General features: G+C 45.1%; 18 protein-coding genes. 11 read left to right on the plus strand and 7 right to left on the minus strand.

Annotated elements, in window-relative coordinates:
* Positions 1-114: 114 nt before the first annotated feature.
* The 5 genes from argC (at position 115) to EWM62_RS02820 (ending at position 4,378) form a co-directional block, all read left to right on the plus strand.
* Complete coding sequence (gene argC / locus EWM62_RS02800; RefSeq protein WP_238989263.1) at positions 115-1,062, plus strand: N-acetyl-gamma-glutamyl-phosphate reductase; 948 nt, start codon at positions 115-117, stop codon at positions 1,060-1,062.
* 42 nt (positions 1,063-1,104) lie between these two features.
* The gene (locus EWM62_RS02805) at positions 1,105-1,458 is read left to right on the plus strand and encodes a four helix bundle protein (RefSeq protein WP_129875111.1); all 354 of its coding nucleotides are present in this window, start codon (positions 1,105-1,107) and stop codon (positions 1,456-1,458) included.
* 45 nt (positions 1,459-1,503) lie between these two features.
* Positions 1,504-2,634: an aspartate aminotransferase family protein gene (locus EWM62_RS02810; RefSeq protein ID WP_129875112.1), complete on the plus strand. Its 1,131-nt coding sequence runs from the start codon at positions 1,504-1,506 to the stop codon at positions 2,632-2,634.
* Positions 2,635-2,758: 124 nt separating this feature from the next.
* Positions 2,759-3,709 (plus strand): Rossmann-fold NAD(P)-binding domain-containing protein, encoded by a 951-nt coding sequence (locus EWM62_RS02815; protein ID WP_129875113.1) that lies wholly within the window; start codon positions 2,759-2,761, stop codon positions 3,707-3,709.
* A 51-nt stretch (positions 3,710-3,760) separates the two neighbouring features.
* A complete protein-coding gene (locus EWM62_RS02820; protein ID WP_129875114.1) occupies positions 3,761-4,378 on the plus strand; it encodes an FMN-binding negative transcriptional regulator in 618 nt (205 codons plus the stop codon).
* A gap of 61 nt (positions 4,379-4,439) precedes the next feature.
* Here the strand turns inward: EWM62_RS02820 and EWM62_RS02825 are convergent, their stop codons facing one another.
* Entirely contained in the window at positions 4,440-5,690 is a 1,251-nt protein-coding gene (locus EWM62_RS02825) for a cation:proton antiporter (protein WP_129875115.1), read from the minus strand.
* 36 nt (positions 5,691-5,726) lie between these two features.
* Entirely contained in the window at positions 5,727-7,025 is a 1,299-nt protein-coding gene (locus tag EWM62_RS02830; RefSeq protein WP_129875116.1) for an NAD(P)/FAD-dependent oxidoreductase, read from the minus strand.
* 237 nt (positions 7,026-7,262) lie between these two features.
* On the opposite strand from EWM62_RS02830, the gene argB reads away from it, so the two are divergent.
* The 3 genes from argB to EWM62_RS02845 are packed head-to-tail and all read left to right on the plus strand — an operon-like array spanning position 7,263 to position 9,700.
* On the plus strand, positions 7,263-8,054 hold the full coding sequence (argB, locus tag EWM62_RS02835; RefSeq protein WP_129875117.1) for an acetylglutamate kinase: 792 nt from the start codon (positions 7,263-7,265) through the stop codon (positions 8,052-8,054).
* Positions 8,055-8,057: 3 nt separating this feature from the next.
* The gene (gene proC / locus EWM62_RS02840) at positions 8,058-8,873 is read left to right on the plus strand and encodes a pyrroline-5-carboxylate reductase (protein ID WP_129875118.1); all 816 of its coding nucleotides are present in this window, start codon (positions 8,058-8,060) and stop codon (positions 8,871-8,873) included.
* A 53-nt stretch (positions 8,874-8,926) separates the two neighbouring features.
* Positions 8,927-9,700, plus strand: a complete 774-nt coding sequence (locus EWM62_RS02845) for a GDSL-type esterase/lipase family protein (protein ID WP_238989264.1) — start codon at positions 8,927-8,929, stop codon at positions 9,698-9,700.
* A gap of 5 nt (positions 9,701-9,705) precedes the next feature.
* On the opposite strand, the gene EWM62_RS02850 is transcribed toward EWM62_RS02845, so the two are convergent.
* Complete coding sequence (locus tag EWM62_RS02850) at positions 9,706-9,906, minus strand: hypothetical protein (RefSeq protein WP_129875119.1); 201 nt, start codon at positions 9,904-9,906, stop codon at positions 9,706-9,708.
* A 349-nt stretch (positions 9,907-10,255) separates the two neighbouring features.
* On the opposite strand from EWM62_RS02850, the gene EWM62_RS19655 reads away from it, so the two are divergent.
* Together EWM62_RS19655 and EWM62_RS02855 are read left to right on the plus strand one after the other, a co-directional pair.
* Positions 10,256-10,378, plus strand: a complete 123-nt coding sequence (locus tag EWM62_RS19655) for a hypothetical protein (protein WP_256474428.1) — start codon at positions 10,256-10,258, stop codon at positions 10,376-10,378.
* A gap of 8 nt (positions 10,379-10,386) precedes the next feature.
* Positions 10,387-10,710: a hypothetical protein gene (locus EWM62_RS02855; RefSeq protein ID WP_129875120.1), complete on the plus strand. Its 324-nt coding sequence runs from the start codon at positions 10,387-10,389 to the stop codon at positions 10,708-10,710.
* Positions 10,711-10,839: 129 nt separating this feature from the next.
* Here EWM62_RS02855 and EWM62_RS02860 read toward each other — a convergent pair whose 3' ends face one another.
* Positions 10,840-12,210, minus strand: a complete 1,371-nt coding sequence (locus EWM62_RS02860) for a PhoH family protein (protein WP_238989265.1) — start codon at positions 12,208-12,210, stop codon at positions 10,840-10,842.
* 122 nt (positions 12,211-12,332) lie between these two features.
* Complete coding sequence (locus EWM62_RS02865; RefSeq protein WP_129875121.1) at positions 12,333-13,967, minus strand: ABC-F family ATP-binding cassette domain-containing protein; 1,635 nt, start codon at positions 13,965-13,967, stop codon at positions 12,333-12,335.
* Positions 13,968-14,153: 186 nt separating this feature from the next.
* Here EWM62_RS02865 and EWM62_RS02870 point away from each other — a divergent pair, with 186 nt between their 5' ends.
* Complete coding sequence (locus EWM62_RS02870; RefSeq protein ID WP_129875122.1) at positions 14,154-14,747, plus strand: dihydrofolate reductase family protein; 594 nt, start codon at positions 14,154-14,156, stop codon at positions 14,745-14,747.
* A 74-nt stretch (positions 14,748-14,821) separates the two neighbouring features.
* Here the strand turns inward: EWM62_RS02870 and EWM62_RS19435 are convergent, their stop codons facing one another.
* Positions 14,822-16,243, minus strand: a complete 1,422-nt coding sequence (locus EWM62_RS19435) for a TlpA family protein disulfide reductase (RefSeq protein ID WP_203234966.1) — start codon at positions 16,241-16,243, stop codon at positions 14,822-14,824.
* Positions 16,244-17,146: 903 nt separating this feature from the next.
* A complete protein-coding gene (locus EWM62_RS02880) occupies positions 17,147-17,905 on the minus strand; it encodes a TIGR03915 family putative DNA repair protein (protein WP_129875123.1) in 759 nt (252 codons plus the stop codon).

Below are 17,905 nucleotides of genomic sequence, written 5' to 3' on the forward strand. Positions count from 1 at the left end.
CAAAAACTCCCCCTTCAGGGGGCCGGGGGCCAAACTCCCCCTTCAGGGGGTTGGGGGGCTGGGGCTAAAGTTCGTGTCGGCATTCTTGGCGGCGCGGGTTATACCGCTGGCGAGATGCTAAGGATACTGATCAACCATCCCAATGTTGAGATCGTGTTTGTGCATAGCAATAGTAACGCGGGCAACCATGTTTACGATGTACATACCGACCTTTTTGGCGATACTGAACTTCAGTTTGCATCGGAACTGGCTTTTAATATCGATGTTTTGTTTTTATGTGTGGGCCATGGTGATGCTAAGAAGTTTTTAGAGGCGAATGAGATCCCTGATCATATTAAAATAATTGACCTAAGCCAGGATTTTCGATTAAGTCAGAATGCGGCCATCGGTAATAAAAGCTTTGTTTACGGTTTACCTGAATTAAACCGCGAAGCCATTAAAACGGCCGATAATATAGCTAATCCGGGTTGTTTTGCTACCTGCCTGCAATTAGGCTTGTTACCGCTTGCGAGCAAAGGCTTATTGAAAAGCGAGGTTCATATTACCTCAACTACAGGCTCTACAGGTGCCGGGCAAAGCCTTTCCCCTACTTCGCACTTTACCTGGCGGAATGATAACCTATCTGTTTATAAAGTATTTAACCACCAGCATTTGAATGAGATTAATCAATCTCTAAGTCAGGCTGCAAGTGCTTTTACTCCACCTTCAGGGGGCTGGGGGGCTTTGAATTTTGTGCCTTACCGTGGTGGCTTTACCCGTGGTATCATCGCCTCAATTTATACGGAGAGCGACCTGAGCGAAGCTGAGGCATTAAAGCTTTACCAGGAGTATTATGCCGGGCACCCATTTACACATGTCACCAATAAAGATATCGACCTGAAACAGATCGTGAACACCAACAAATGCTTTGTTCAGGTTAAGAAACACGAGGATAAGATATTTATAATCAGCATAATGGATAACTTACTTAAAGGCGCGAGCGGACAGGCAGTACAGAACATGAACCTCATGTTCGGCCTGGATGAACGCGCAGGGTTACGACTTAAGGCGACCGGTTTTTAATAAAGTTGAAGGTTTAAAGTTGAAAGTATAAAGTTTTAAGAAATGCAGGATTATAAAGAGTTGTTAGTTTGGCAAAAATCACATGCTTTTGTGCTAAGTATTTATAAATCTTTGCTCACCTTTCCAAAAGACGAAGCATTCAATTTAATAAGCCAGCTTAAAAGAGCATCAACTTCTATTCCTACTAATATTGCAGAAGGAACAGGCAGATTTACTCAAAAGGATTTTGCCAGCTATCTACAAATCGCCTTAGGATCATCCCATGAAGTGGAGTATTTGATTTTATTATCTAAAGATCTTGGCTTCATGAATCCCGAGCCTTACCAACTCCATTGGCAGCATATCAATGAGATTAAAGCAATGTTGATCTCATTAATTAAAAAAGTCAGGAACTAATATGTCTTCTCACTTTCAACTTTTAACTTTCTACTTTGAACTCTTATGAAGTTATTCGACGTATATCCAATCAATCCAATTAACATAGTAAAAGGCCAAGGCAGCCTTGTTTATGATGATAAGGGCACCGAATACCTCGACCTTTATGGCGGGCATGCTGTTATCTCTATCGGGCATACCAACCCGCATTACGTAAAACGGCTGGAAGACCAGCTGCACCAGATAGGTTTTTATTCCAACTCCATCGAGATCCCGCTACAAACACAACTGGCCGAAAAGCTTGGCCATGTTTCGGGCAAGGAAGATTACCAGCTATTCCTTTGTAACTCGGGTGCCGAGGCTAACGAGAACGCTTTGAAACTGGCATCGTTTTACAATGGCAAAAAGAAGATCATCGCCTTTAAAAAGGCTTTTCACGGTCGTACATCGCTTGCAGTTGCAGCTACGGACAACCCCAAAATCGTAGCTCCGGTTAACGAAACTGATAACGTAATTTTCCTGCCGTGGGATGACGAAGCGGCTTTAGAAGATGCATTCAAAAACAATGAGGTGTCTTCGGTAATTATCGAGGGTATCCAGGGTGTTGGTGGCATACAGGTTGCCCCTGTTAGTTTCCTGCGAAAAATAAGGTCGCTTTGTGACGAGTACAATGCCGTTTTTATTGCCGATTCGGTACAATGCGGTTATGGGCGTACAGGCAAATTCTTCTCGCACGATTATGCGAATATCAACGCTGATATCTACTCCATGGCTAAAGGTATGGGCAACGGCTTCCCTATTGGTGGTATTATTATATCGCCGAAAATTGCCCCTGCTTATGGTATGCTGGGCACTACGTTTGGTGGCAACCATTTGGCTTGTGCTGCAGGTTTGGCCGTGCTGGAAGTTATCGAGCAGGAAAACCTGATGCAAAATGCAGCTGAAATTGGCGGCTACCTGATAGATGAGCTAAAGAAATTCGATAAGGTGAAAGAAGTACGTGGTCGTGGCCTGATGATAGGTATAGACCTGCCCGAAGAACTAAGTAACGTTAAGAAAGATCTGCTGTTTAAGCACCAGATATTCACTGGCGAGGCAAAACCCAACGTGGTAAGGTTATTGCCCGCCCTTAATTTGACAAAAGCGCATGCCGACAGATTTTTAGAGGCGTTCAGCACAACAATGCGCGCCCTCTAAATCTCCCCCGGTTGGGGAGACTTAATAATGAAGTGGTTTAAAATTTAATTATATTTTTACAGAATTAACAAACAAATCCCTCTCCTTTGGAGAGGGATTTAGGGTGAGGCTTAACGGGCTAAAAATGAAACTATTCTCTTCGGTAAATGATGTTAAGGATGTGCCGGCACTGGTTGCCCGGGCATTGCAATTGAAACAAAACCCATACGCGCACCAGCATTTGGGTAAGAATAAAACCCTGAGCCTTGTTTTCCTGAACCCAAGCCTGCGTACCCGTATGAGCACCCAAAAAGCTGCCTTGAACCTGGGTATGAACGTAATTGTGCTGAACATTGATAAAGAAGGCTGGGCGCTCGAACTGCGCGATAACGTAATTATGAATGGCACCACCGTAGAGCATATCCGCGAAGCAGCCGGCGTAATGGGCGAATATTCGGATATTATAGGGGTACGCTCCTTCCCGGGTTTAAAAGACCGCGAGGAGGATTATAGCGAATCCATTTTTAACAAGTTTGTAGAGTTTTGCAAGGTGCCCGTCGTGAGTTTGGAATCGGCTACGCGCCACCCGCTGCAAAGCCTTGCCGACCTGGTTACCATCGAAGAACTAAAAACAAAAGCCCGCCCTAAAGTGGTACTAACCTGGGCACCGCATATAAAGGCCCTGCCGCAGGCCGTACCCAACTCTTTTGCCGAATGGATGTGCAAGGCTGATGTAGATTTCACCATCGCCCACCCCGCGGGTTACGAGCTTTGTGCAGATTTTACAAACGGCGCAACCATTACCCACAACCAGGATGAAGCGATAAAGGACGCTGATTTTATCTATGTGAAAAATTGGTCCGCTTATGAGCCTTACGGCGCGGTAACCGGTGGCAACGAAGGCTGGATGCTGACCAATGCCAAACTGGATGCAGTTGCGCCAAACGCTAAAGTAATGCATTGCCTGCCCGTACGCCGCGATCTTGAATTATCATCAGAGATACTGGACGGGCCAAAGTCTGTGGTGATCCATGAAGCCGGTAACCGTGTTTGGGCTGCACAGGCGGTGTTAAAACAGATGTTGGAAACGTTGTAATAAAACCTCAAATGGTCTTGTTTCTTGACTCTTATATCTTGACTCTTTCCCATGTATACGCCTAAGCACTTTCAAATAACCGACCATCAGGAAGCCATCAGCTTTATGCAAAGGTATAGCTTCGCGACGATAGTTACCATGATGAATGGTGTACCCGAAGCCACCCACCTGCCCTTTCTGGTTGAGCAGCGCGGCGGGCAATTGGTTTTGATATCGCACTTTGCCAGGGCAAATCCGCAGGCAGGCGCTGTATTTAACGAAACATCGCTGGTGATATTTACCGAGCCGCATGCCTACATCTCTCCCACTAATTATGAGAAGGAACAAAGCGTACCCACCTGGAATTACCTCTCGGTTCATGCTTACGGCAAGGCCACGTTAATTGAGGGTAAAGCGCAGGTTGCGCAACTGCTCGAAAAAATGATCGGTTTTTACGAGGCCGCTTACCGCAAGCAGTGGGATAACTTGCCCGCCGACTACAAGTTTAAAATGATGAACGGTATCACCGCTTTTGAAATTGTGGTTACCGACCTGCAAGCCAAAAAGAAATTAAGCCAGAACCGCACAGAGGTAGAACGCGAAAACATCATCGCATTGTTCAGTAAATCAACAGATCAAAACGAACTGGAAATAGCGGCGTACATGGCAACCCCTAAAAAAGACAATTAAAAATCTCACGCCGTCGCTCGGCTCCAGCCGAGTGACCGATATTATAAGGCCTCCGGCCGCACTAATCTTTTTCATTTTCCCTGTAAGAAGCGTTGATCACCCTGTTCAAGGTAAGCCCCTGCACAATTATCGAAAATATCACGATAAAATAGGTGCCTGCCAGTATAAAATGCCGGTAATTTGAGGCCGGCAATGCCAGCGCAAGAGCAATAGAGATGCCGCCCCGCAAACCAGCCCAGGTTAAAATATTGATGCTGCTGTAATTAACATTTAACGATCGCCTCAGGAAAGTTAAAGGCAGCATAATGCTTAGCCACCTTGCCCCCAACAATATAACGATGCCAATTATACCTGTTATCCAATAATTTTGGATGAACGGAAAATTTACCATCTGCAAACCTATCATCACAAAAAGCATGGTGTTCAGCATCTCGTCTATCAGTGTCCAGAATTTTTCGAGCGCCTGGTGCGAGTGGTCTTTATTATCGATGTTGATTGACCTGCCGCCTGCAAATAAACCGGCGGTTACCACAGCAAGCGGGATCGATAAATGCAATAGCGTAGCCGCCAATGAATTGAACATCACCAGCGATAACGATACCAATACGATTGTCTGGAAATCGTTAATGGATTTCATTAGCCTGAAGGCTATAAAGCCGGTTACCGCACCCATTGCTATACCGCCGAATACCTCCTGTACAAATAAGAGGGCTGCTTTTGCAAAATCTATATTATCTGTACCCGATTGTGTGATCTCCAGCAACGTAATAAACAAAACCAACCCTATACCGTCGTTAAATAAAGATTCACCTGAGATGATGGTTTCCAGGTTATTGGGTAGCTTAGAACCCTTAATAATGGCCCCTACCGCCACAGGATCTGTCGGCGAGATCAACGCGCCGAACAATAAACAGTAGATGTAAGGGATCTTAATATCTATCAACCCTGTAACCCAATAAAGCAGCGTGCCGAAAATTGCCGTTGATACAATTACACCGAGGGTGCTCAACACAAAAACTGACCGCATCTCGCGCTTTAATTTTCGGGTATCTAAATTAAAGGCACTCGCGAAAAGCAGGAACCCAAGCATGATATTTAATACCGTGGTAGAAAAATTGATGTTTGTAGCCAGTATGGTTAGCTTATCGGCGATTTTTGGGTTTAGGCGGTCCACAATAATGGTTAGCACCGAACCGGCGATGGCCAGCGTCATGATACCGATAGTACCGGGCAGCTTCAGCCATCGCGCGTTGATGTAGGAGTAAATGGCGCTGACTATTACAAGCAGCGCGATGATTAAAAACAGGTGCATTTTATATGTTAAAGCTATTAGTTTACCTGCCCATGGCTACCTCGCCACCGGGTCGGTCATCATGGTATCTGTTTTAAAATAATGAATAATAAGGCGGTTATCGCTGTTGCGGGTAAGGTAATTTACCGCCCAGTTAAAAAACACGATGGCCTTATTGCTAAAACCCGCCAGCGACATCAGGTGAACAAACATCCACAACACCCAGGCAAAAAATCCCTGGAAACGCAGCTTGTGCAGGTCGGCAACGGCTTTGTTACGGCCAATGGTGGCCATGGTACCCAGATCGTTATAGGTAAAAGGTGTTGTAGGTTTGCCATTGATAATGTTGACGATATTTTTTGCAAGGTGCTTACCCTGCTGCAGCGCCACCTGCGCCACACCTGGAAAGCCCAAAGGATTAGCCTCGGTAATAACCGCCGAAACATCGCCAATGGCGAATACATTGGTAAAACCTTTTACGCAGTTTATGCCGTCGGTTTGTAAACGCCCGCCTTTCATCACCGCTTCTTCGGGCATACCGTCGGGTACCTCGCCCCTAACGCCTGCCGCCCAAAACACATTGCGGGTGTTAATGGTGGTGCCATCATCTATTTTTAGTAATGTGCCGTTGTAGCTTTCTACGTGCACGCTGTTATAGATGGTGATATCCATATCGGTTAAAAACTTTTTGGCCTTTACCGATGCCGGGGTCGACATGGCCGCCAGCAACTCATCCTTGCCCTCTACCAAAAACACCTTCATGTCGGCATTGCACAGGCCGGGGTAATCCTTGCATAAAATAAATTCGCGCAGTTCGGATATGGCCCCTGCAAGTTCTACCCCTGTGGGGCCGCCGCCTACAATAACAAACGTTAGTAAGGCATCGCGTTCGGCTTTATCCGCGGTAACCAGGGCTCTCTCCAGGTTTTGCAGCAAAAGGCTGCGGATGTTTAAGGCCTCGGCAATGTTTTTCATGGGCATGGTGTTGCGTTCCAGCTCTTTGTTACCAAAAAAATTGGTGTTGGCCCCGGTTGCTATCACCAGATAATCGTAACGCAACTCGCCTATGCTGGCAGTAATGGTATTGGTTTCGGTGTTGATACTTTGCACCTCGGCCAGATGAAAGGTGAAATTCTTTTGCTTGTTAAATATCCGCCTGATGGGGAACCCTATCGAATCGCCCTCGATGGCGCCGGTAGCCACCTGGTATAACAGCGGCTGAAAAGTATGGTAATTATGTTTATCCAGCAGCAGTACCTCTACCGGTGCGTTCTTCAGTTTTTTTGCCAGTTGTACCCCGCCAAAACCGCCGCCAATGATCACCACGCGGGGTATGGCGTTCTTTTGTTTATCCATATGATGTATAACCGGCTGCAAATTAATGAATAAACAACCGCTGGTTTAATAGTTAACAGGATAAAACGGATATGTGTTTTAACAAACAATATTTTTTGACAAATTGGTTGTTAAACCACAAGGTTTATTAATGACTTTGCGCTCTTTGTAAAAAACTCCGTGCCCTTTATGGTTAAAAAAACTACGGCATCCCCAAAAAATAACTATAATTGCCATCGAACTTATATATAATACACCATGCAAGCCCTGCACATCATTAAAATTGGCGGTAATGTAATTGATAACTCGGAGAATCTGCACCGTTTTCTGAAGGATTTTACCGCGCTTGATGGGTACAAAATACTGGTGCATGGCGGCGGCAAAGTGGCCACCCAGATCTCGGAAAGTATGGGTATCGAAGCCAAACTGGTTGACGGCAGGCGGATAACCGATATTGATACCCTGCGCATTGTTACGATGGTTTACGGCGGTTTGATCAACAAGAATGTTGTTGCCCAGCTGCAGCGTTACGGTACCAACGCCATTGGCCTTACCGGTGCCGACGGCGATTTTATCCGCGCCAAAAAACGCCCGGTTAAAACGATAGATTATGGCTTTGCTGGCGACCTGTTCGAGGGGTCTATCAACCCGGATAATATCAGTAAATTATTGGATAGCGGCTTTACCCCTGTTTTTTGCGCCCTTACGCACGATGGCGATGGCCAGCTGTTGAACACCAATGCCGATACCATTGCCTCGGCGCTGGCGGTTGCGCTTTCAAAATCATACGAAACCACATTGGTGTATTGCTTTGAAAAGAAAGGCGTTTTGCAGGATATTGATGATGAAGATTCATTGATCAGGGAGATAAACCCCGAGCGTTACGAGAAATTGAAGACAGACGAAATTATCCATAGCGGAATGCTCCCCAAAATGGACAATGCCTTTACAGCGATATCATTCGGGGTTAAGGCCGTTATCATTGGGCATTCAGACGATCTGGGGCAATTAAAAAACAAAGCGGGTTTTGGTACCCGTTTAAGTAAATAGAAAATGGAAACACAGCAACATATAGCCATATTGGGCAGCGGTAACATAGGGCTTGCATTAGCCAAAGGATTAGTAAAAGCAGGGATATTTACACCGCAGCAAATTACCCTTACCCGCCGTAATGTGGCGGCATTAGCAAGCTTAGCAGCCGAAGGCTATAACGTAACCGCCAACAATGCCGATGCGGTTACCAAGGCGGATATTGTGGTACTGGCCATACTACCGCAGCAGTTGAACAAACTGCTTGACGAGATAAAGCCCGCTGCCAACCAAACCAAGCACCTCCTTATCTCGGTAGTATCAGGCGTTAGCTGCCAGGATATCCGTAGCCAGCTGGATTTGGACGTGCAGGTGATCCGCGCTATGCCCAACACCGCTATTGCCATTGGCCACAGCATGACCTGTATTGCTACCGATAATGCGTCGGCGGCCAATGTTAGCCTGGTATTGTCGTTATTTGATACGGTTGGGGTAAGTATCCAGATAAACGAAGAACTGATGACATCGGCTACGGCGCTTTGTGCTTGTGGCATCGCGTTCTTCCTGCGTTCTATCCGCGCGGCATCGCAAGGTGGTACCGAAATTGGTTTCCATGCGCACGATGCGCTTAAAATGGCTGCCCAAACCGCCAAAGGAGCCGCCGACCTGCTGCTTCAACTGGCATCGCATCCCGAACAGGAAATTGACAAGGTTACCTCGCCAAAAGGCTGTACCATTGCCGGCCTTAACGAGATGGAGCACAATGGCTTTAGCTCGGCCCTTATAAAGGGTATTAAAGTTTCGGCCGAGAAAGCCGGGGCACTTTATAAGAGTGAGTAGACGGCCTCCCAACCCCCTGAAGGGGGAGTTTTCATTTATTTAATAGTTCTGTTATGAAACCAATGAATAGCCGGATAACGAAAAATACATTGCTGATAGGTGTAATTATCCTGTTAAGTGCTTTTCAATTAACTGCGCCAAAAAAGGTAAACATTGTATTCATCGGCGATAGCATTACCTATGGCGAGCATAGCGATAAGCTGCAACCCTCTGTTTACGCGCTCGAGTATTTAAAGAAGAAAACAGGTATCAACCTAAACCAAAGCAATCAGGGCGTAAGCGGCCGCACAACTTTAGATTTTTTGCCCGGCGAAAGCGATTTTAATAATACCGTTAAAGCCGCCGATGCATTTTATGCTGATGCCGACGCGCAATTGCTATTCTCCATCATGCTGGGGACTAATGACAGCGCTATGAAGGGTACGCATGGTGCGCCGGTATCGCCCCAGCAATACCGCGATAACCTTACAACTATTGTAAACGAGCTGTTAAAGCGCTATCCTAACAGTAAGGTAATCATAAACGATCCTATCTATTACAGCCCTAATACCTATAATGGGGCCATGTATTTGCAGGAAGGTTTAGATCGTTTACAAACCTATTTCCCCGAAATTGAAACTTTGGTAAAAGGATACGAAGCAACACACCCCGGCCATGTTTTTATGGGGGACACCGAAGCTTTTGATGATTTTAGGAAAGACTACAAATTTGCCCTGCGACCTGAACAAGGCCGGCAGGGGACTTTTTATCTGCACCCTAATGAAATAGGTGCCAAATACCTTGGTATGAAATGGAGCGAAGCCATTTACAAGGTTCTGGCTAAATAAGCAGGTTAATCGGGTTCGTTTGTTTTTTTCTCGGGCGGGGTTGATACGATCTCGCCAAACTCGTTTACATAAGCCATCATGCCGTCTAAGTCGCCGCCTGATGAGTTTTCCTGGCGCTCCTGTTTACGCATCGCTTTTTCTTCTTTCTTTTTTTGCCTGTTTTTTTCAAGCTGTTTTTTCATGAATGTTGCCTGGGATTTAGCCATATTTTTATTGGGGTTAGTGAATAAAAAAAGCACCCGCTTTAAAAGCGGATGCTTTGTAAGCGTACAATATAGGTATTTTAAACGGATTTTCCTTTAAATAAAATCCTTTAAGCTTTGTTTAAACGGGCATTGGCCTGTAAATCAGCAGATAGCAATTCTCACATCCGTGTAATTTATTGCAACGGTTTATTTAAAATCCAAAACCTGCTGATTTTCAATAAATAAAGGTTAGCTTTAAGAAATTCCACCCCCCATACACAATCATTTTAAAAAGGCATTGCCGGCACACAACATTGCATTAGCTAATGCACTATTGCCGGATTTGTTAAACATCAAATAATACAACACCATGAGTAAAGACAGAAAAACGGTTAAGGAAGTTAAAAAGCAGCCTACCGTAAACGTAAACAAAAAGCAATCGGCGTATCAATCAGGTAAAGGTTCGGCTTCTTCCGACTTAGGTAAGAAATAAACAAAAAAATGAGTGAACAAACTATAGAGATCCAAACCAAAATGTACCTGTACGACCTTACTAACCTTGCCAAAGAGCATGGTTTTAAGGCCGATGATAACTGGGAGTTTAGTATGGCAAGCAACGCCGACAGGATAAAGATCCAAAGGAACTTCTTCCCTACTGCCGCTACAAAAATGGGCCCCGAGATATTATTGCAGGTATTAAACTCGGTTAAGGCCGGGCTTAAGCAATCGTACACCCGCGATGATAGCCAGGTGGATAAACGCACTATCATAGCCGATGAATTGGACTACCTGGTTGCGTTTAACCCAAAAAGGCCGAGGACGTAAGATTTAAATCAATTGAGTTGTCATACTGTCCAAAGGACTCCTTCGGAGAACGTATGTGAAGCATCTAATCGCCGGCTTGCATGTCGCACATTAGATCCTTCGCTATCGCTCGGGATGACAATTGTGTTTTTACAACCTTTCCGTGGCCAAATTAGCCAGTTCGCTTCTTTCGCCCTTTTGCAGAGTGATATGGGCGTAAAGCGGGTGCCCTTTTGCCTTATCTATAAGGTACGATAGGCCGTTGCTTTCGGCATCAAGGTATGGGGTATCTATCTGGTAAATATCACCCGTGAACACAAATTTGCTGTTTTCGCCTGCGCGGGATATAATGGTCTTTACCTCGTGGGGCGTTAAATTCTGCGCTTCATCCACAATAAAAAAGATCTTGCTTAAAGTACGCCCGCGGATGAATGCCAGCGGTGTGATAGAGATCTTATCGTTTGCCACCAACTCGTCCAGTTTGGCCTGCATCTTCTCATCCTCGGCAAACTGATCTTTAATAAACTTCAGGTTATCCCATATCGGGGCCATGTATGGGTCTATCTTTGATTTGATATCGCCGGGCAAAAAACCAATATCCTTATTGCTTAGGGGCACTATAGGGCGGGTTACAAAGATCTGGCGGTAATGCTTACGCTGCTCCAGCGCGCTGGCAAGTGCCAGCAAAGTTTTACCGGTGCCGGCGTTACCCTGTATGGTTACCAGTTTAATATCGGGGTGCAGCAAGGCGTGTATGGCGAATGCCTGCTCGGTGTTGCGGGGGTAAATATTAAGCACAGGCTGTTCGGTCACTTTTTCCAGCTGCCTGCTTTGCGCGTTATAAAAACCCGATGCCGCACCCGTTTTACTGTTTAATATATAAAACTGGTTACCTGCTTCAACAGGTATTTCCAAACTATCGGCCGGCAGGCTATCGTTTTTGTTGAGTTTGCCCAACAGCTTTTCGGTTACTTTATTCAGCGTGGTTTTGCCGGTGTAAAGCTCCTCCAGGTTTTTTACCTTGCCTGTTTCGTAATCCTCGGCATACAGGTTCAAGGCTTTTGCCTTTAAACGCAGGCAAATATCTTTCGATACCAGTATCACCTTTTTATCGGGGTTCTCAAACTGCAGGCCCAGGGCGGCGTTCAGTATGCGGTGGTCTATCTTGTCAGATCCAAAAACAATTTCGGCGTCGGCGCTGGTATTGGTGGCGTCCATTATCACCTTAAACGATCCCTTGCTTTTGCCGTTAAGCGGCAGCCATTGGTTTATAAGCCTGCTGCGCGACATGTCGTCCATCAGCCTGATGAAGCTTCGGGCTTCAAAATTGCGGGTATCATTACCGCTTTTCATATTGTCCAGCTCTTCCAGTACCTGTATGGGTATGGCCACATCGTGTTCGTGGAAATTTTCGAAGGCGTTGTGGTCATACAATATCACCGATGTATCCAGTACAAATATTTTTCTCTTTCCGTCGGGCTTGCCTGTCGCTTCCTTGTTCATCAATGCTAAATTAGGCATTTTGGTTGGTGACTTGCAGCAGATGTTGAAAATGTTATGATTGTGGGGAAAGGAAATACCGCAATACTCGTTTAAGCGTACATGTTGGAATTGGCGGAATTTTAAATATTGTTAGCCACTTTTTAGTTCTGTTCGATCTCTTTTAAGCTATCCATTTTTTTGTAAGCCAGGAATCCTTTAATGTCCTCAAAATGTTCCCTTACGCGTTTTTTACCAAACTCGAATACTTTTTGTGCCAGCCCGTCCAAAAAGTCGCGGTCGTGAGATACCAGGATCAAAGTACCATCAAAATCTTTAAGGGCATCTTTAATAATGTCTTTGGTTTTCATATCCAGGTGGTTGGTCGGCTCATCCAGTATCAACACGTTTACGGGTTCTAACAATAGCTTTATCATGGCTAAGCGGGTTCTCTCGCCACCCGAAAGCACTTTAACCTTTTTAGTGGTATCGTCGCCGCTAAACATAAAGGCACCTAAAAGGTCTTTAATTTTTAGGGTATTATCACTTAACGGGATCTGGTCAATAGTTTCAAATACGGTTAGCTTTTCATCAAGCAGGGCCGCCTGATTTTGAGCAAAGTAGCCGATCCTGGCATTGTGGCCAACTTTTAAACCTCCTTCAAAATCGATCTCGCCCATAATAGCCTTGATCATGGTGGATTTACCCTCACCATTTTTCCCTACAAAAGCTACCTTTTCGCCCCGTTCGATAACCATCGATGCTTTTTCGAATACCACGTGGTCGCCATACGCTTTGGTCAGCTCTTCTACAATTACCGGGTACTGTCCCGAGCGCAGAGATGGCGGAAACTTAAGGCGCAATGCCGAAGTATCTACTTCATCAATTTCTATCACCTCCAGCTTTTCGAGCATTTTCACCCTCGACTGAACCTGCAATGTTTTTGAGTAAGTACCTCTAAAGCGGTCAATAAATTCCTGGTTATCGGCAATAAAGCGCTGTTGTTCTTCGTATGCTTTTAATTGATGCACACGGCGGTCGGCACGTAATTGCAGATAGTGGCTGTATTTGGCTTTGTAATCGTAGATGCGGCCCATCGTAACTTCAATTGTACGATTGGTGATATTATCAACAAAAGCACGATCGTGAGAGATTACCATAACCGCTTTCGCCGAGTTGATCAAAAAGTCTTCTAACCATTGAATACTATCAATATCCATGTGGTTGGTGGGCTCATCCAGCAAAATAAGGTCAGGTTTTTTTAATAAAATTTTGGCAAGCTCGATGCGCATGCGCCACCCGCCCGAAAATTCAGAAGTTTGGCGGGTAAAATCTTTGCGCTCAAAGCCCAGGCCTTTTAATACTTTTTCTACCTCTGCATCGTAATTAACCTCCTCTACCGTGTAAACTTTCTCGCTTAGTTCCGATACTCTTTCGATAAGCTTCATGTACTCATCACTTTCGTAATCTGTACGGATGTTAAGCTGCTCGTTTACCTCATCCAATTCCTTTTGCATTTGGTTGGCCTCTGCAAAAGCTTTCATGGTTTCTTCAAAAACCGTAACCTTATCGTGCGTAAGCAAATGCTGTGGTAAATAAGCAATTACGGCGTCTTTTGGGCCGGTTACGTTGCCGGTAGTAGCCTTGGCTTCGCCGGCAATAATTTTGAGGATGGTAGATTTTCCTGCGCCATTTTTACCCATCAGGGCTATTTTGTCATTCTCGTTGATAGAGAAGGTTACGTCACTGAATAAGACAGTTCCTCCAAACGAAACGGAGATATTATTTACATTAATCACGAAACGGGGGTGTTAAAATGAGCGGCAAAGATAATTGAATTTGGTACATTGTCGAAAACATAACCAATGTTGTTATACCTCGCCTGCTCAAGCGTCAATAGTCGCTAATTACCCTCATATTGACGCGTTTCCCCCTTATTCAAGTGCCTCATTGACTATAACTTTGTTTAAACTAATTTAACAATTATGAGAAAGATAAGGATCATGGAACATATGTCGCTTGACGGTGTCATCGAGTCGCCCGGCGGCAAAGAGGACGGGGATTTTAAATATGCCGGCTGGTCGATGCAGTATGTTGATAAAGTTATTGGCGATGGTATTGTGGCAGCGCATGGTACCGGCTACGACCTGCTGCTTGGCCGCCGCACTTACGATGGCTTTGCCGCCTACTGGCCCAAGGCCGAAAGCGGCGCGATAGCCGATGGCTTTAACGCCGCGACTAAATACGTGGCGACCCACCGGCCCGAAAGCCTGGAATGGGGACCGGCGAAGGATTTGGGTACAGATATTATAGCGGGTGTTCGCGCCCTGAAGGCACAGGACGGCCCCGAACTGATCATATGGGGAAGCCCGTCGATCACCTCCCTGCTGCTGGAACAAGGGCTGGTAGATGAGGTTGTGCTGATCGTTTACCCGGTGTTATTGGGCAATGGCAAACGCTTCTTTTCGGACAACGTTGACGCGAGCGAACTTGCCCTTGCTGACACGAAGGCCGGGGAATCGGGTGCGATGATCAATACTTATAAGTATGTTGGGGCGCTGAGCAAAGCGAAAAATTAGCCAAGAGGAACGGCTTTATATGGAAAGGGAAGCTGCTTCAAAAGACTTGGCTTCCCTTATTTCGTTTATGATGATCAATGCCCTATCAGTTCCTTCAATCTGTTCATCAGATCTTCGCTGCGGAGGTTAAATGCGATGATCCTACCGGACGGGTCGATCAGGTAATTTGTTGGGAAGGACTGCACATGGCCGTATCCCGATATTTCAGCATCCTTACTGTTCATACCCACGGTTGGCCAGGTAACTTTATTTGCTTCAAATATTTTTTTGGTTAAACCGGGTGCGCGTTCATCAAATACACCCACAATTTCAAATACATCCCGTTTGTATTTATCGTAAGCCGCCTTTAAATAGGGTAATTCCTCGATACAGGGAGCGCAATAGGTGCTCCAGAAATCAACAAAGATATATTTGCCCTTAAGGCCGGCCGTTGAAACCTGGCCGCCTTTTTTCATCAGCGGGTTCATGTTTTTACCTTGTATAAGCGGGGCTTTGAAGCCCACCTGGTCAGAAACTATCGTATCGGCAGCCGAGGTAGTAACGGTTTTTTCTGTGCCGGCCAATGGTGCTTGTATTTGCGAAAAGCCATCGAGCGGGCCCTGGAGCAGAACGATGCGTCCGGCGTAGTTATTGGCAATAAGTTTAAACTTGTCGCCGCCGATGCTTGCAAAGTGGTTCAGTGTAACCATATCCCCACGATCGATCGACATAAAACGGGCCCTTTCGGGTAGTACGCATATGAAATTTTGCCCCATCCCCGATCTATCAGCACACAGGAAATACAGCACCCCTTTGTAAACAAACCTTGTATAATTAAATTCGGGGAAGGTGAACGACAGCGCCAGTTTCTCGGGATTATGGGCGCGTTGCAAAAAAACACTCACTTTATACTGGTTAACAACACCGCGTGAAAAATAATCCATTTGCACGCTCACCGTGTTCTTTACCATCAGCGCTTCGCTGTACACATTCTTAAAAAGTGGTTTTATAATATCATCAGCATAGTCGTTGTTATTATTCGCATCTACGATAATTACCTCGTTTTTGGCCGAATTGATTCCCGCAAGTACAGCAAAAGCGCTCTTTATCGGTTTTTTAGACAGGCTTACCGTATCGGCGAGGTTCCAATGCATCGAGTTTGCCTTCTCCAGGAAAAAGGCTTTTGAATAAGCGCCGGACACATAGTTTTGATAAAAAAATTGAAAGTTATCAATGATAAATAAATATTGAACCACACCGGACAGGTTTCCGGGTTGGTTTTTAATGGTAGGGTAAGCCTTAATTTCCGCTGTATTTTTTAACGCTTCGTAAGATGCTATACCAAATGAACTATTGCCGTTTGGCCCAAGGCCAAGTACTTTTTCCAGTGAGAAGACGATGGTGTCTCTACCTATAAGAACCGGGTTGGTTTGAGATTTGGCGATATTGATGTAAAACAGGAACAGTAGCAGGAATGAAATTTTCAGAAAATTCCGGAGCATTTTAAACTGGGACATATGTAGATATAAGGTTAAACCAGGCAATTATAATGCGATAGCCTGCCTTATAAAGATATAAAAAATCCCCCTAAAATAGGAAAACGGAAGCCTCTTCTTTCGAAATGACTTCCGTTTTTCCCGACCTCATGAATGACCGTGGCCGTCATGAAGCACCAAGTTTTGTGTAAATTAACCGACCTGATCTCCTCTTTGTTGCTGCGAACGCCGATGTCTCTTTATTCTGTACGAATGCCGATGTCTCAATTGTTAACACGTATGCAAACTTTGTCTGTCTCCTTGCGGAGGGCGACGCCTTCAAATCCGTTCCGCATGTGTCCTTCGTTCCTCTTGCGAGTGCGGATGGGTCATTACATCTGCGAATATTGCTCTTGTCACTTCTCCCGAGGGGAAGTCGACTCTGTCGTTATTCGTGCAACGCTGATACTTCTTTATTCGTTCGAATGCCGATGTCTCTTTGTTACGCTAACGCCGATTGCTTCAAGGTCATTACTTTGTTTGCTGCTGTCCGTAAACTCTCGCAAAACCCATAATACCTCTTTAATCATTTCCGGGGTAAATTACTTTCGTATCCTATTCCCTTCATATGATTCAGGCACTTCACTTATCTTTAGTTCGCCCGAAGGGTCACCCGATTAAGTTTCTGTATTCCTGTAAGGCTGTCAAAGTACGTCGTTCTTGATGATTACAATATAGGTGCATAAAAGGCTTTTTGTCAAATTTTTTTTGTTTTTCTTTTTAACACGTTGTTAACACCAAATACCAGGTTATCCACACCATATCCGCCGTGATATATAGGTCTTTTAAGTTTTATAAGCGGGTTTATAAACAGCGCTGTTATCAACACAAACACATTAAAACTTAACGATGATCGAAATTAAAAAAGCGTAAAATCGGAAAATATCAGATCTTTTCGGTCAAATGCTTCCAATATCTTTTGGGGATATGGCGCACATGCAGCTTAGTGTTTTTCCTCGAGGGAATATTCACGCTGCTAAAATAGTTTTTCCAAAGATGCTGGTAAATACCCTCATCCTCAGTAAAAGCGGCAATTACATCGCCCGGTTTGTTTACACTGGCAAAATCAAGCGAGATATATTGTGTATCGTGCAAGTCGTAATAGATGCCGTATTTGCGTTTGATATCATAAATTATCCATTTTTGGTCGGCATAGCGGCTTTTAAAATGGCGGATGAGTAAGGGCAATACATTAAAATCGGGCTCAACAGCGGCATAGTAGGTTTCGTCCTTTAGCTTTTGGAAACGAACAAAAGCCTCCATCCTATGTTTTTCGCGCCTAACCATACGCACCATCTCTGATACGCGCATCACAAATTTATTTCCGTAATCTTCTTCAATGTTTTGTCCCGCATCAAAGGCATAACGGATATAACCCAGCAGGCTATTCTCTTCCCCGTCCATTTCGGCAAGGTGCGCGGCATATAAACGCTGTATCCCCATCGAAGAAACCTTTTGCTTTAATCCTTTCAACACCCTGTTGGCGCGTACATAGTCGGTTATTACCTGCAGTTTATCTTCAAATAAGGCATTACTATTTAACCCGGTTTTCTGCAGGTTAACACGATCCAGCCGGCGGTCGTAAACTTCAAATACAGAGGTAAGCAGGCCTTCAAAGGTGCCATCGTAAATAAGTGTTGTCAT

Source organism: Mucilaginibacter terrigena (assembly GCF_004168255.1).
GTDB classification, from domain to species: Bacteria; Bacteroidota; Bacteroidia; order Sphingobacteriales; family Sphingobacteriaceae; genus Mucilaginibacter; species Mucilaginibacter terrigena.

Excerpts from the sequence above, each read along its gene's own strand:
- EWM62_RS02850 (WP_129875119.1), bottom strand. The coding sequence starts at position 9,906 with ATGGCTAAATCCCAGGCAACATTCATGAAAAAACAGCTTGAAAAAAAC.
- EWM62_RS02810 (WP_129875112.1), top strand. The coding sequence starts at position 1,504 with ATGAAGTTATTCGACGTATATCCAATCAATCCAATTAACATAGTAAAA.
- EWM62_RS19435 (WP_203234966.1), bottom strand. The coding sequence starts at position 16,243 with ATGTCCCAGTTTAAAATGCTCCGGAATTTTCTGAAAATTTCATTCCTG.
- EWM62_RS02880 (WP_129875123.1), bottom strand. The coding sequence starts at position 17,905 with ATGACAACACTTATTTACGATGGCACCTTTGAAGGCCTGCTTACCTCT.
- EWM62_RS02820 (WP_129875114.1), top strand. The coding sequence starts at position 3,761 with ATGTATACGCCTAAGCACTTTCAAATAACCGACCATCAGGAAGCCATC.
- EWM62_RS02845 (WP_238989264.1), top strand. The coding sequence starts at position 8,927 with ATGAAACCAATGAATAGCCGGATAACGAAAAATACATTGCTGATAGGT.
- EWM62_RS02805 (WP_129875111.1), top strand. The coding sequence starts at position 1,105 with ATGCAGGATTATAAAGAGTTGTTAGTTTGGCAAAAATCACATGCTTTT.
- EWM62_RS19655 (WP_256474428.1), top strand. The coding sequence starts at position 10,256 with ATGAGTAAAGACAGAAAAACGGTTAAGGAAGTTAAAAAGCAGCCTACC.
- EWM62_RS02860 (WP_238989265.1), bottom strand. The coding sequence starts at position 12,210 with ATGCCTAATTTAGCATTGATGAACAAGGAAGCGACAGGCAAGCCCGAC.
- argB (WP_129875117.1), top strand. The coding sequence starts at position 7,263 with ATGCAAGCCCTGCACATCATTAAAATTGGCGGTAATGTAATTGATAAC.
- EWM62_RS02825 (WP_129875115.1), bottom strand. The coding sequence starts at position 5,690 with ATGCACCTGTTTTTAATCATCGCGCTGCTTGTAATAGTCAGCGCCATT.
- EWM62_RS02855 (WP_129875120.1), top strand. The coding sequence starts at position 10,387 with ATGAGTGAACAAACTATAGAGATCCAAACCAAAATGTACCTGTACGAC.
- EWM62_RS02830 (WP_129875116.1), bottom strand. The coding sequence starts at position 7,025 with ATGGATAAACAAAAGAACGCCATACCCCGCGTGGTGATCATTGGCGGC.
- EWM62_RS02815 (WP_129875113.1), top strand. The coding sequence starts at position 2,759 with ATGAAACTATTCTCTTCGGTAAATGATGTTAAGGATGTGCCGGCACTG.
- EWM62_RS02870 (WP_129875122.1), top strand. The coding sequence starts at position 14,154 with ATGAGAAAGATAAGGATCATGGAACATATGTCGCTTGACGGTGTCATC.
- proC (WP_129875118.1), top strand. The coding sequence starts at position 8,058 with ATGGAAACACAGCAACATATAGCCATATTGGGCAGCGGTAACATAGGG.
- argC (WP_238989263.1), top strand. The coding sequence starts at position 115 with ATGCTAAGGATACTGATCAACCATCCCAATGTTGAGATCGTGTTTGTG.